This is a genomic window from Enterococcus sp. DIV0660C (genome assembly GCF_017316125.1).
Taxonomy (GTDB): domain Bacteria; phylum Bacillota; class Bacilli; order Lactobacillales; family Enterococcaceae; genus Enterococcus_B.
On record NZ_JAFLWA010000017.1, the window covers coordinates 1 to 11,984 of the forward strand.

Genomic DNA, 11,984 nt, shown 5'->3' on the forward strand with positions numbered 1-11,984 from the left:
GTTTCAACTGATGGAGTTTCTTGAACTGTTTCTGGAGCTGGAGCATGAGCGACTTCTTGAGTTGTATCGTGTTGCACAGGTTCGGCTTGAACTGCTTCTGTTTGAGGAGCAACATAAGTTGTTGCTTGTTGCTCAGCAGTTGGGATAGTTAAAGTTTGACCTGCAAAAATCAGATTGATATCTGAAATTGAATTTGATTGAGCAATTTGGTTAATCAAGGAGTTATCGCCAACATATTTTTGTGAAATAGTTGATAATGAATCGCCTGATTGAACAGTGTACGCTTCGTCTGCGTGTGTTGTTGTTCCCATAAATAATGCAGCGCCGGCAGCCAGAGTTGTTCCTAATAGTACAGTTTTAAGTGATTTCATATAATATATATTCTCCTTCGAATCATAAAAGTTTTTGTTAAGTGTTTTTCAACATGGACATACTTTATCATGTGAAAAGATTTCATAGGTAAAAGATTGATGACACTTTGTAACAGAGTTGGGTTTTTTGTAACAAAAATATTATCAAAAAATGTGGGTAAAATGAAAAAAAGCACATAAAGCAACCACAGCAATACTTTTCAGGAGAGAAAAATGAGAAAGTATGTTCTGGTTTTTGTACGTAAAAAGGAAAAAAATTTGTTTTTAAAGGAATTTTTGAGAAAATAGTGCATATATTTTTGAAATCTAGTGGGTGATGATACAATAAAAGAAAAGGGAGGCGGTTTCAATGACTATCAATTACCAAAATATTTTAGTTGCTGTTGATGGATCGAAGCAATCAGAGAAAGCTTTTTCTGAAGCGCTATCAATTGCCAAACAAAATCATGCAAGTTTATCTATTGTGTCGATTATCAATGAAGTTGAATTAACACACAGTGCGTACGCATTTTCAAAAATTTATGCAGAAGAAAAAGAAGCAATTGAATTAGAAATGTTGAAAAAAATCAACGATGCAAAGGAGTACGGGATTGATTCGATCCATGCAGTGGTTGAAACCGGAGACCCTCGCGAACTGATCGGAACAGTTATTCCCAATAAAGAACAGATTGATTTGATTGTGATGGGGGCAACAGGGAAAGGAGCGATTCAACAAGCATTAGTTGGATCGACAACTTCTTTTGTAGTGACACATGCGCCGTGTAATGTTTTGGTAGTTAAATAAGGAAAGCGGGTATGTAAAATGGTTCAACCACAAGATGTAACGGCTCCTAAAGAAAAAATAAAAGTTTTGTCGATTATTGAAGATGTAACGAAGACCAAAAAAGGTTACTCAACAGCATTTGTAAAATGGAAGGACAAGAAAACGATCGCTGTTCGGTGGGATGGAGATAATCGTTTAGATAAAGGATTTCCGGTGACTACGAATGGTTATCATCCATCGTGGTTTATTCTACCTGAGAGATTAGCTGCACTTTATAGTCAGGATTTCGTTCATACGCAGCAAGCTTTAGATGAACTGGAAGAATTTCTGCAAAAAAAGCAGAATTGAATGAATAAACACACTTTTCTTCTATATTAATAGAAGAAAAGTAATAAAAGAAAAGTGAGAACGTGAGTTGTGAGAAACAATTCACGTTTTTTTGCATACAAAAACCAGCTAAGTAAAATTAGCTGGTCAAGCAATCAGGCAAGATTTAAAAGGAACGTTCAACAAGCAAAATTTTTGCGTGTTACAACGTTAATTTTTTTTATTGTACAGAATAAACAACCACACAATCAACAAAATAACTGAAATTGTAAGCCCCAAGACATACTTGCTTAACAAAGAAGTCGTCTCCCAATGGCGAATAGAAAAAATTTGGTAAGTGAAATAAGCGCTAGGGAGAGAAACAATCAGCACGGAGACTTTTTTTCTCGTCCAGCGGGTATAATAGAAAGTAATCAAAGCCATAGTAAAAAATGGAATGTAAAAGAATAGTTGACCCAAGATCAGCATGGTAAGCCTCCTATATCAAAATAAGCCCATGTTACAAAATAACATGTCAAGTTGAATGGTGCAAGCTTATTTGTGAAGAGCACACAATAAATTCGCTCTTTGATTTTGATTGTCTCGTAAATTCCTGATATAATCGAACTTGAAAGAGAGGATGAAAATTTTCATGGACCATGTGATATTAGAAATTGACTTACATTTAGTAAATAATATACGAGTGATTTATTATGTTGTCAGTAACAGTGTAGAAAAACGTGTGTTGACGAATAAAATCAATGGTATTTTAAGTAAAAAAGAGGTTCATCGCTTTAATAATGGCGAAGAAGAATTTTATAGTATTCCGGTTGAAAAAATCATCTACACAACGGTGAAAGTCAGAAAAGATTTGGATACGAAAAAAAGTTATGAACCAATTTTTACTACGTATTAATGATGGAGGAAGAAAGAATGAATCCATATGATGAACAAATCCAAGCATTGATTGCTGGAGAAATTGAAAAAATCGAAGTCAAACGTGAGGAGGTAATGACCTTTCGTGATGCTTGGCTAAAGTTGGAAGATCGCAAATATGTGGTTGGAAAAGCCTCTTTGAATGGAAATGTTACCTATCACTATGATCCAACACGCTTATATTAACAAAATGATAAAAAAGCTAGACTAAAAGTGTTTAATAGGCGAAAATAATCCTTGTAAATGAAATTTATAACGAGATTATTTAGCCTTTTTGTGTGCAGTTTTCAATTAAAAACGTTTATTCTATACCTAATTTAGCAATCATTTTGGTAAAAAAATCAATCGTTCGTGTTACAATACGGCTATTATGGTGGGGGGAATCATATGGAAACATCGATCTCTAAGGCTACAATCAGAAATTGGCAAAGGCTGTCGACTGAAAAAGATACTAGACTAAAGTCTCGTGCAAATAAAACTTTATCTGAGAAGTACATTGTTCCTGTTGAGTATTATCAACGTCCGAAAAATAAATACTTTTCATCAGAAATCGTAGATATGATGAAGACGGAGCAATTAACGATAGCGAGTGTTGTTTATCAAATAGCTTGTGAGTTATTATCAAATGCTGGAATCTTAAAACATCAACATGTAAAGAAGGTTTTAGATGAGTTCAAAAGGAATAACGAATTATCAGAGGTAACCTTTCAGCTCACTATTCCAGATGATGAACGAGATATTCTAGGAATCACTTATCAGAGTTTATTGGTAGAAGGCGAAAAAAATAAAAAAGGGTCCTATTATACACCTGAAAATGTCGTTGAGGAAATGACCAAGAAAATTGATCTCAAAGAAAAGGTTATTCTAGATCCTTGTTGTGGAAGTGGCTCTTTTTTGTTGAGTATTCCTTGTGAAGACCCACGGCGATTAGTAGGATTTGATAATGATGAAATCGCTGTTTTTATCACAAAAATCAATCTGTTATTGAAATTTAAAAATTTAGAGTTTGAGCCACAAGTATATGTACGTGATTTTTTAAATGATCAGCTTTCTGATTTTGCAAATAAATTTGACTATATCATTACCAATCCTCCTTGGGGAGCATTGCCCAAAGGATTTAAGAATACTGAAATCAATTCAAAAGAAACTTTCTCTCATTTCCTTGTCCATTCAAAAAAATTCCTCAAAAAAAATGGTTGTTTGATCTATTTATTGCCAGAGTCATTTTTGAATGTCAAAACACATAAAGATTTGAGACTCTATGTTTTAAATAACTATGAAATTAAGAATATCCATGTTTATGACAAACTTTTTGCAGGCGTGACAACGAAGTATATTAGCATTCAACTAGAGCTGGGAAAACAGCATGATTTGATCGAAGTATATCGTGGAGAGCGCTCTTGGAAAGTCTTGATTGACGCATTTTATCAAACAGAAAATTACAATTACAACTTAATAGCTGTGGAAGATTATCACTTGATTGAAAAAATAAAAGAAAAGAAAAACTTTGATTTGAAAGAGAGTGAATGGGCCTTAGGAATTGTAACAGGGGATAACAAAAATAAATTGAAAAATAACATGGATTCTGGTTTGGAGCCAATTTATACAGGAAAAGAAATTACAGCGTATCAATTATTAGCTCCTAAAAAATTTATACGTTATGATCGAGAAAATTTTCAGCAAGTAGCAAAAGATGAAATCTATCGAGCAAAAGAAAAATTAGTCTATAAATTTATTTCTAAAAAACTTGTATTTGCCTATGATAAAGAGGGTTCACTGTTTTTAAATAGTGCAAATATCTTAATTCCAAATACGAAAAATGCTTCAATCAAAACAATTATGGCTCTTTTGAATTCAACACTCTATGCATATATTTATACTTGTTTGTTTGGGGAAATTAAAATTTTGCGAGGAAACTTAGAAGAACTACCATTTCCTAAAATCAGTACGAAACAGGATAATGAAATCAGTGATCTTGTAGCTAACTATTTAGAAAAGCAAGATCCAATGATATTGAGAAAACTTGATAAGGTAATTTATCAGTTGTTCGATTTAACACCAAAAGAGATCCAGTTAGTTGAAAAAACATTCGCGTAAAAAAGACCACCAAATTTTTTTGGTGGTCTTTTTTTGATGTAAACAGATGCTTTTATCTAGCAATTAAATTTGATAAAAAATATCATAGAGTTCTTCATAAGTAAGCCAACGAACGAAATGATTTTTAAAATGATAATCCATCGTACCTTGGTTGATATGAAACTGCCCCTCACCGATATTTCCACGATGCTGTTTATTAGAATAGTTTTGAATCATTTGGATTTGGTCTGTTTTCGCCTCGAAAATGGCAATTTGATCTTCAAAAAAGAGACCATAAATCAAGTAATGAAATTCATTAGGTTTTACTTGTTGGATATTACAATCGAATAGTGCGCCATTGAGAACGTCTTGAAAGCTGATCATTCTCCGTTCGATTGTCGCATTCAAAATTTCCTTAATGATATTTTGAGGAGTGATTTTTTGCTTGTTTTGAGAAAGAACAGTTGAAAACTTTACTTCATAGTTGATCTTGTCTTTACATAGATCATAATTGAGTGCAGTGGACATATCCAAAGCATAAATATTTTTGATCATTAGTTCTGCAACCGTACCAAATCGCCGAGTTTTAAGCGAAAAAATACCATCTCTGAAATCCTCAATGTGCTTTTCCATAAATTTGTTCCTTTCAAAATCAATTCTATGTTAGCAAAATAAACAAGAAACGTATCAAATTGTTTATTTTACTTGCCATCTGATGCAGTAAAATAGCTTCTGTAGGTAATCTATGTCAGAAAAATCTTCAATGGATGTGCTTTATTTGTAGGAGAACTGTTTTGAGCCACAACCTTATTCACGGTGTTCCCCAAGCAACTCCTCCATATAGCTTGCACCCTCGCAAAATAGGAGAAGCTATTTTGAATGGTCGCTCGCTATCTAGTCGGAGCTGACCGCTTGGAACCACAACCTTATTCACGGTGTTCCCCAAGCAACTCCTCCATATAGCTTACACCCTCGCAAAATAGGAGAAGCTATTTTGGATGGTCGCTCGCTATCTAGTCGGAGCTGACCGCTTGGAGCCACAACCTTATTCACGGTGTTCCCCAAGCAACTCCTCCATATAGCTTACACCCTCGCAAAATAGGAGAAGCTATTTTGGATGGTCGCTCGCTATCTAGTCGGAGCTGACCGCTTGGAACCACAACCTTTATTTAAACAAACTTTTGATTTTATCAGTGATACCATCAACATCGATATCTTTCAAAAGGTTTTTTGCTTGCTCAACATAGTTGCCAAGTTCATCCTTATGGTCTTCGATAAATTGTTTTGCTTCGTCTAAGTTTCCTTCATTAACCATTTCTTTTACTTTTGCAATTAATTCGTCTTTATTCATTTTGTCCCATCCTTTATAGTTATTAAAAAGTAACGAATAACAATATAAAATGCTTTTAATATCATGTTCAGATTACTTTTACATTATTAGTTTATCAGATAATAAGTTTTTTTTACATAATAGTTGTTATGAAATTTGACTGCATTGCTAAAGTATGAGAGAAAACTCATTCCTAGGTCGGAGGTTTCTGTTTTCTGTTTCTAGTTATAATAAATGCAATAACATAGGAGGTAGGAAAATGAAAGTAGTTAAATTTTTTGTAGGAATTATTCTGATTGGCGGGTTAAGTTTGTTTGGATTAAAGATGTATACGGCAAACCAACATGGTGAATTTGCTGGTATAGCGGATCAACTGAATCCGTTGGTAACAGAAGGAGAAGTTTATGTAAAAACAAAAAAACCAGATTCTGTTAATAGTTACGGAACAGCAACCTATGTTCAGGAAGCGGCAGATGAAAACGGAAAAAAACGAATCGTTGAATTCAACGGACTTGGCGTGTTAAAAGAAGAGCGTTATTTGAAGTTGAAAAATAAAGGTGCGCATGTTGAAACATACGAAGAAGTCGAAAAAAGCAAAGTTCCTGAAAAAGCATTAGCACTTATTGGATAATGAACATAAAAATAAAAAGGAGTTGCGACAAACGACGCAACTCCTTTTTAAAATGATCATAAAATATAAACCCAGAATTGGGATGGTAGGGTTCGAACCTGCAATTGCTTGATTCAGAGTCAAGTGCCTTACCAGTTTGGCTACATCCCAATGACTCCATGCAAATTTATGTTAGCACTTATTAAGAAAAACGCAACTAATTTAACTTGTTCGTTACTTATTTTTTTTGACTCGTTCGATTCGACGTTCGATTTTTCTAACCAGACTAGATGGTAAACCTGTTATTTCGGCCACAGAAATAGTTGAAGAAAGAAGTTTTAATTCAAGGGATAGTTCGTTTTTCAAATGGTAGATATTTGCTAAACGCTCAACATATTCAAAGTGCGTATATTCAGTTTGTAAAATCAAAAATTTCAGGATGTCAATTGCTTTTTCAAAATCTTGTTCAGCATAATACGCCAAAGCTTGACGATATAATTTGATCTCCAATTGATTCAATGAAGAAGGACGGTGACGATTTGTCCATTCATTAACGGAAACTTTTCCCTGAACATTACCAGAATCATCACGTACAAAAATGATTGGAATTTCATTTGGATTCGGTTTTTTTTGATTGAATCTTTCCATGATGATGCCTCCTCCTTCAAACTAGAATCTTCTTGTCTAAAGTATATGTCATTCTCTGAAAGAACGCTAGTTACTTTTTTCCAAGGTTAACATTTGTCCACCCATTGCTTCAAAGACCTCAGTAAAATCTTCGATTGGAACTGCTCGATTTTTTTCACCATAAGGATCGTTCACGTAAATTGTATCCTCATCATAGCCTGTTACGACACAAGCATGAATGAGAGGAGTAACAGAAACTTCTCCGTTTTGGGTGGTCCAAGTCATGAAATCATTATCATCAGGAACCTCAAATTCAATGGTGACACTAGTCCAAACGGGCTTATCTTCATTTAAGGCTTCTTTGATATCAGTAAGTGACGCTTCCTTTTTTGCTTGAGCGTGGTAACTGGTTTGTACTATTTCTTGTGCGAGTGCAGCAATTGGTGCAACATAGACACCCATAGCCCAGTCCCCACCAGAAATATCACCAACAAATCCTTCATTTGGATCACCATGGGTGCCATCTTCATTGAATACAGGTACATAGGTAAGCTCATTTGCTAATTGGTTTTTGTTTGTTTCAAAGCCATAGTAATTTAAAAGCATAGAAAGGGCAGTTACTTCACAGCCATTTTCTAAAGCTGGTTCGTCGAACTGATTTGCAAGTGGGACATCTAAAATGATTTCATTCGCTCCATTTGACTTTTTTTTAGCTGGAGGTTTCTGATTCTCTTGATTTTGCTGCGACGTTTCGTTTGAGTTGGGAGTTGTTAACCAATAAATTGAACCAGCAGTGAGTAAACTGATACTAACAATCCCTGTTAATTTTTTTGCAACTTTCTTTTTCATAAGGACCTCCAATTATTCCGCAAGGGAACATCTTACATTCTTGGTATTATAAAGTTTTTTTTGAGAATGTAAAATACTTTTTCATCGATTATCGGTGAAAAAGTTTACATAAAAAAATTAACAGCTAGTAATCATTTTTTCAACCATTTCAACTTCACCACTGAGAGAAAGAAAAAATGAATAATTCCGTTCTTTTTTATGAATTTTCAGCGAAGCTTTCGTGTTTAGAAGGGGTTTTATTTGTGAAAACGAAACCAGTAAGCTATAATGCCAATATGGTTTGTTCAAAAAATTGTTAGCAAGCGTTAACTGGCGATGACAATGAACATTCTGCCTGAATAAAATACTTCAGGAAAGAAAATGGGGCAGCAGTGTAGGAGGATTTTGATGACGGAAGAAATGATAAATTTAGGAGAAAAATATTCTTGTAAGCCAATTGGATTCACACAACCAGTTGTTGGAGAAGTTGTATCAAAAATGACGAATTGTGCCGTAGTCAAAGTTGCTCAATGTGCTGATGAAGATCAAGAGTTATTGGAAGAGAAATCCAGCATGGTTGTTGCAAAATATGATACATTTGAATAAAAAATAAAAAGGACAAGTAGTTCTAACGCGAAAAGTGTTGCTACGTGTCCTTTTTGCTGTTTTTTTAAAAGTTCTATATACTTAGTAGAAAGAGAAAAGTTTTCTTGAGATGAAAGAAGAGAGGTGATGTACAATGATAACGACTTTTACATTGTTATTATTTGCATTTGTTTTTGTCATGTTTTTATTCTTATGGTTCGTCCGCAGAGAAATTGTTTATAAAGCTGTCCGAAATCGTTGGGTTTATCTGGTAGTGCCATTTCTAGTGGTCTTAGTGATCTGGTTTACTGTCATTAGTCAGCCAACGCTAGACGATTTGGTGAAGGCTGTTTTATCAGCAATGATCTTTATCAGTTTTTTATTGGATAGCCGCGGGATCACAGAAGATGGTTTAGTTTTAAATAGCTTTGATAAACGAGGCGTTCCTTTTTCTGAGATCAATCGAATCGTTTTATATCAACCACAAGGTTCAAATGAAGTAAAAATGAACTTTTTCCGTAAAGGTTGGCGTGGGCCAATGCTAAAATTTTCGACTTCTTTAGAGGAATTGGTGCCATTTTTAGCGCAGCGATTAAATGATGATGCGCAAATTGACATTATGATTGATGAAGAGTAAAGGATGTCGCGCGAAGTGTTCAGCACCAATAAATAAGGAAAAATTGGCAAAAATTGTTCCTCAAATTTTGAACAATTTGTTCTTATTTTGAAGGAGTTACTTCTTGAACACTGTAGATGAAGGGGGTGGCACAAGGTGCTTAACTCTCAAAAATATTCATCTATTTTAAATGATACAATCAGTTTTGTTTTCTATAAAAAGATTATTTTAAACGAAAAAGGACACGCTTAGGTTTATCCTAAACATGTCCTTTTTTGCCTTGTGCGTAGCTTAGCTAAATACGCGGAAACGATCTTCGTCGTTCATGTATTCTTTTTCGCCAGCAGGTGATTCAACAGAACCGAAGACTAATTGAGAACGTAGTTTCCAGTTTGCAGGAATATTCCATTCTTTTGCAACTGCTTCGTCAATTACTGGATTGTAATGTTGTAAGTTTGCGCCAAGACCTTGATCAACTAATGAAACCCAAGTATTTGCTGTTGCAATACCATTTGATTGTTCTGACCAATCTGGGAAGTTATCCGCATAAAGTTCAAATTGTTCTTGTAATCCTTTAACGATGTCAGTGTCTTTAAAGAATAAAACAGTTCCGTACCCATTTTTGAAGCCAGCTAATTTTTGTTGTGTGTTAGGAAAAGCTTCAGCAGGCGTTAATGGTCGAAGTGCTTCTTCAGTGATTTCCCATAATTTTTCGTGAGCATCACCGAAAAGAATGACAGCGCGTGTTGATTGTGCATTGAAAGCAGTTGGGCTTTCTTTGATTGCTTCTTTGATAAGTGCTTCTAACTCTGTGTTTGATAGTGAAACGTTGCGCCCCAAATGATAGATAGAACGGCGGTTTTTTAAAGTGTCTGTAAATGTAGTCATAATATACTCTCCCTTTGAATGTTGTTTTTTTAACTTACTTTTTGTAATTGAATACAAAATGAAGTATATCATCTTACAAAAAGTAAGTAAACAGAAATGCTCAAAAAAATTCAACTTTTTTTGAAGAAAAATTGAATGAGAAAGCGAAAAGAGTGATAGCGGTTACTTGACTGTTTTAGCGACTTTTTCCGCTTTATTTATGGAAAGGTCCTATATAATTATTAAATGTGTGTTTTTTTATTCTTATTATTTTGTCATTGAATTTTACTTATTTTTATAGAAAAGAAGTATATATTTCTTAGATAAGTTTTTCAGTTAAATTTTTTGGTGAATATGTTTATTATTTTCTGAAAATTTAAAGAATTGGGGTATGGATTATGGAAAATCAACAAGATAAGGGCTTCTTTGGCCAGCCGAAGGGGTTATCAACATTGTTCTTCACTGAGATGTGGGAACGATTCAGTTATTATGGAATGCGCGCATTACTTCTTTATTATATGTATGATGCAGTTTCAAATGGTGGTCTTGGATTACCACGTACAACAGCCTTAGCAATCATGTCGATTTATGGTTCACTTGTGTTTATGTCAAGTATTGTTGGTGGTTGGATTTCTGACCGTTTACTTGGAGCAAAGCGAACAGTATTTTTTGGTGGAGTATTCATCATGTTTGGTCACATTGTTTTAGCAACACCATTTGGAGTAGGAGCACTATTTATTTCAATGGCATTGATCATTATGGGGACAGCTTTGCTGAAACCAAATGTATCTGGAATGGTAGGCCATCTTTACTCAAAAACGGATTTGCGTCGTGACGCAGGTTTCTCAATCTTTTATATGGGTGTAAACTTGGGTGCGTTACTAGCACCGCTAATCGTTGGGACTTTAGGTCAAGAATATAACTATCATTTAGGGTTCTCACTAGCAGCATTTGGGATGTTCTTTGGTTTATTGCAATATATCATTCAAGGGCGTAAAACATTAGACGGTGTTGGAACGAAAGCACCAAACCCATTAACGCCAGAAGAACGTAAAGGTTTTATTCGTAACTTTGTTATTGCGATTGTCGTAATCATTGCTATTTTTGGTGGTGCACAATTAACTGGTCATCTTTCGATTGATTTCTTTGTTAATTCGATCAGCGTACTTGGAATTGTGTTACCTATTTTCTATTTTGTAAAAATGTTAACGTCAAAAGATGTTTCTGCAGAAGAAAAACCACGTGTGTTAGCATATATTCCATTGTTTTTAGCAGCAATTATTTTCTGGTCATTACAAGAGCAAGGCTCATCTATTCTTGCATTGTTTGCCAGTGAACGAACACAATCAACTTTATTTGGTGTAACGATCCAAGCAAGTTGGTTCCAATCATTAAATCCGATTTTCATTTTTGTTTTGACACCTGTCTTCGTTACTTTATGGACAAAATTGGGACAAAAACAACCATCTACTGTTGTGAAATTTGCACTTGGGTTATTATTTGCTGGACTTTCTTACTTATTATTGATGTTACCAGGTTTATTATATGGAACAGCTGGAAAAGTAAGTCCAATGTGGTTGGTGGGGAGCTTCTTCATCATCGTAATTGCGGAATTGTGTTTATCACCAGTTGGTCTATCAGTAACAACAAAACTAGCACCGCGCGCATTTGAATCACAAACGATTGCTATCTGGTTCCTAGCGGATGCCTCATCACAGGCAATTAATGCGCAAATCGCTCGTTTTTACACACCGGCAACTGAATCAGCATATTTTGGAATCATTGGGGTCGTTGCCATTGTTGGCGGGATTTTATTGTTTACAATCAAAGAACCAATTAAGAAACTGATGGGTTCAATTCATTAAAAATTTTTAGTGCCTAGGGCAATCGATGCCCTAGGCTTTTTTTGTGGAAAAGTAGTTTACATATGTGATCAAATAGAAAGAGTTTTTTTGAAGCTGACTATTTTTTGTGGCAAGTTTATCGAGATGTTCTTAAAGCAACTTTCTCATAAAGTTTGTATTTACTTTAAAATAAAAGGAATTTCTTTGTGTGATTGCGTATGCTAT

The 11,984-nt window shown here is 34.6% G+C and carries 16 protein-coding genes and 1 tRNA gene; 9 read left to right on the forward strand and 8 right to left on the reverse strand.

Annotation, left to right across the window (positions count from 1 at the left end; genetic code table 11):
• Positions 1-371 (reverse strand): LysM domain-containing protein (locus tag DOK81_RS04215; protein WP_206908654.1); only part of this gene is annotated, 371 nt, incomplete at its 3' end.
• A 349-nt stretch (positions 372-720) separates the two neighbouring features.
• Between DOK81_RS04215 and DOK81_RS04220 the strand changes: the two genes are divergently transcribed.
• Both DOK81_RS04220 and DOK81_RS04225 read left to right on the forward strand, forming a co-directional pair.
• The gene (locus DOK81_RS04220; protein ID WP_206908656.1) at positions 721-1,155 is read left to right on the forward strand and encodes a universal stress protein; all 435 of its coding nucleotides are present in this window, start codon (positions 721-723) and stop codon (positions 1,153-1,155) included.
• 18 nt (positions 1,156-1,173) lie between these two features.
• On the forward strand, positions 1,174-1,482 hold the full coding sequence (locus tag DOK81_RS04225; protein ID WP_206908658.1) for a hypothetical protein: 309 nt from the start codon (positions 1,174-1,176) through the stop codon (positions 1,480-1,482).
• Between the two features lie 189 nt (positions 1,483-1,671).
• Here the strand turns inward: DOK81_RS04225 and DOK81_RS04230 are convergent, their stop codons facing one another.
• On the reverse strand, positions 1,672-1,929 hold the full coding sequence (locus DOK81_RS04230) for a glucose uptake protein (RefSeq protein WP_206908659.1): 258 nt from the start codon (positions 1,927-1,929) through the stop codon (positions 1,672-1,674).
• Positions 1,930-2,092: 163 nt separating this feature from the next.
• Here DOK81_RS04230 and DOK81_RS04235 point away from each other — a divergent pair, with 163 nt between their 5' ends.
• From DOK81_RS04235 to DOK81_RS04245, 3 genes are all read left to right on the forward strand, one after another.
• Entirely contained in the window at positions 2,093-2,356 is a 264-nt protein-coding gene (locus DOK81_RS04235; RefSeq protein ID WP_206908661.1) for a hypothetical protein, read from the forward strand.
• A gap of 17 nt (positions 2,357-2,373) precedes the next feature.
• Positions 2,374-2,562 (forward strand): hypothetical protein, encoded by a 189-nt coding sequence (locus tag DOK81_RS04240; protein ID WP_206908663.1) that lies wholly within the window; start codon positions 2,374-2,376, stop codon positions 2,560-2,562.
• Between the two features lie 201 nt (positions 2,563-2,763).
• On the forward strand, positions 2,764-4,473 hold the full coding sequence (locus DOK81_RS04245; protein WP_206908674.1) for a TaqI-like C-terminal specificity domain-containing protein: 1,710 nt from the start codon (positions 2,764-2,766) through the stop codon (positions 4,471-4,473).
• Between the two features lie 63 nt (positions 4,474-4,536).
• Here DOK81_RS04245 and DOK81_RS04250 read toward each other — a convergent pair whose 3' ends face one another.
• Together DOK81_RS04250 and DOK81_RS04255 are read right to left on the reverse strand one after the other, a co-directional pair.
• Positions 4,537-5,085, reverse strand: coding sequence for a hypothetical protein (locus DOK81_RS04250; RefSeq protein WP_206908676.1), 549 nt, complete (start codon positions 5,083-5,085; stop codon positions 4,537-4,539).
• A gap of 532 nt (positions 5,086-5,617) precedes the next feature.
• Complete coding sequence (locus DOK81_RS04255; RefSeq protein WP_206908679.1) at positions 5,618-5,803, reverse strand: hypothetical protein; 186 nt, start codon at positions 5,801-5,803, stop codon at positions 5,618-5,620.
• A gap of 238 nt (positions 5,804-6,041) precedes the next feature.
• Here DOK81_RS04255 and DOK81_RS04260 point away from each other — a divergent pair, with 238 nt between their 5' ends.
• Positions 6,042-6,413, forward strand: a complete 372-nt coding sequence (locus DOK81_RS04260; RefSeq protein WP_206908688.1) for a YxeA family protein — start codon at positions 6,042-6,044, stop codon at positions 6,411-6,413.
• 77 nt (positions 6,414-6,490) lie between these two features.
• On the opposite strand, the gene DOK81_RS04265 is transcribed toward DOK81_RS04260, so the two are convergent.
• The 3 genes from DOK81_RS04265 to DOK81_RS04275 form a co-directional block, all read right to left on the reverse strand.
• Positions 6,491-6,563: transfer RNA gene (locus DOK81_RS04265), tRNA-Gln, on the reverse strand.
• 63 nt (positions 6,564-6,626) lie between these two features.
• Positions 6,627-7,040, reverse strand: a complete 414-nt coding sequence (locus tag DOK81_RS04270; protein WP_206908690.1) for a hypothetical protein — start codon at positions 7,038-7,040, stop codon at positions 6,627-6,629.
• Between the two features lie 66 nt (positions 7,041-7,106).
• Positions 7,107-7,868, reverse strand: coding sequence for a C39 family peptidase (locus DOK81_RS04275; RefSeq protein ID WP_206908692.1), 762 nt, complete (start codon positions 7,866-7,868; stop codon positions 7,107-7,109).
• Positions 7,869-8,255: 387 nt separating this feature from the next.
• Between DOK81_RS04275 and DOK81_RS04280 the strand changes: the two genes are divergently transcribed.
• Together DOK81_RS04280 and DOK81_RS04285 are read left to right on the forward strand one after the other, a co-directional pair.
• The gene (locus DOK81_RS04280) at positions 8,256-8,453 is read left to right on the forward strand and encodes a hypothetical protein (protein WP_067482398.1); all 198 of its coding nucleotides are present in this window, start codon (positions 8,256-8,258) and stop codon (positions 8,451-8,453) included.
• A gap of 133 nt (positions 8,454-8,586) precedes the next feature.
• Positions 8,587-9,069 (forward strand): hypothetical protein, encoded by a 483-nt coding sequence (locus tag DOK81_RS04285; RefSeq protein ID WP_206908694.1) that lies wholly within the window; start codon positions 8,587-8,589, stop codon positions 9,067-9,069.
• Positions 9,070-9,339: 270 nt separating this feature from the next.
• Here DOK81_RS04285 and DOK81_RS04290 read toward each other — a convergent pair whose 3' ends face one another.
• Complete coding sequence (locus tag DOK81_RS04290) at positions 9,340-9,936, reverse strand: nitroreductase family protein (protein WP_206908696.1); 597 nt, start codon at positions 9,934-9,936, stop codon at positions 9,340-9,342.
• Positions 9,937-10,313: 377 nt separating this feature from the next.
• Here DOK81_RS04290 and DOK81_RS04295 point away from each other — a divergent pair, with 377 nt between their 5' ends.
• Positions 10,314-11,780, forward strand: coding sequence for a peptide MFS transporter (locus DOK81_RS04295; RefSeq protein WP_206908698.1), 1,467 nt, complete (start codon positions 10,314-10,316; stop codon positions 11,778-11,780).
• Positions 11,781-11,984 lie beyond the last annotated feature (204 nt).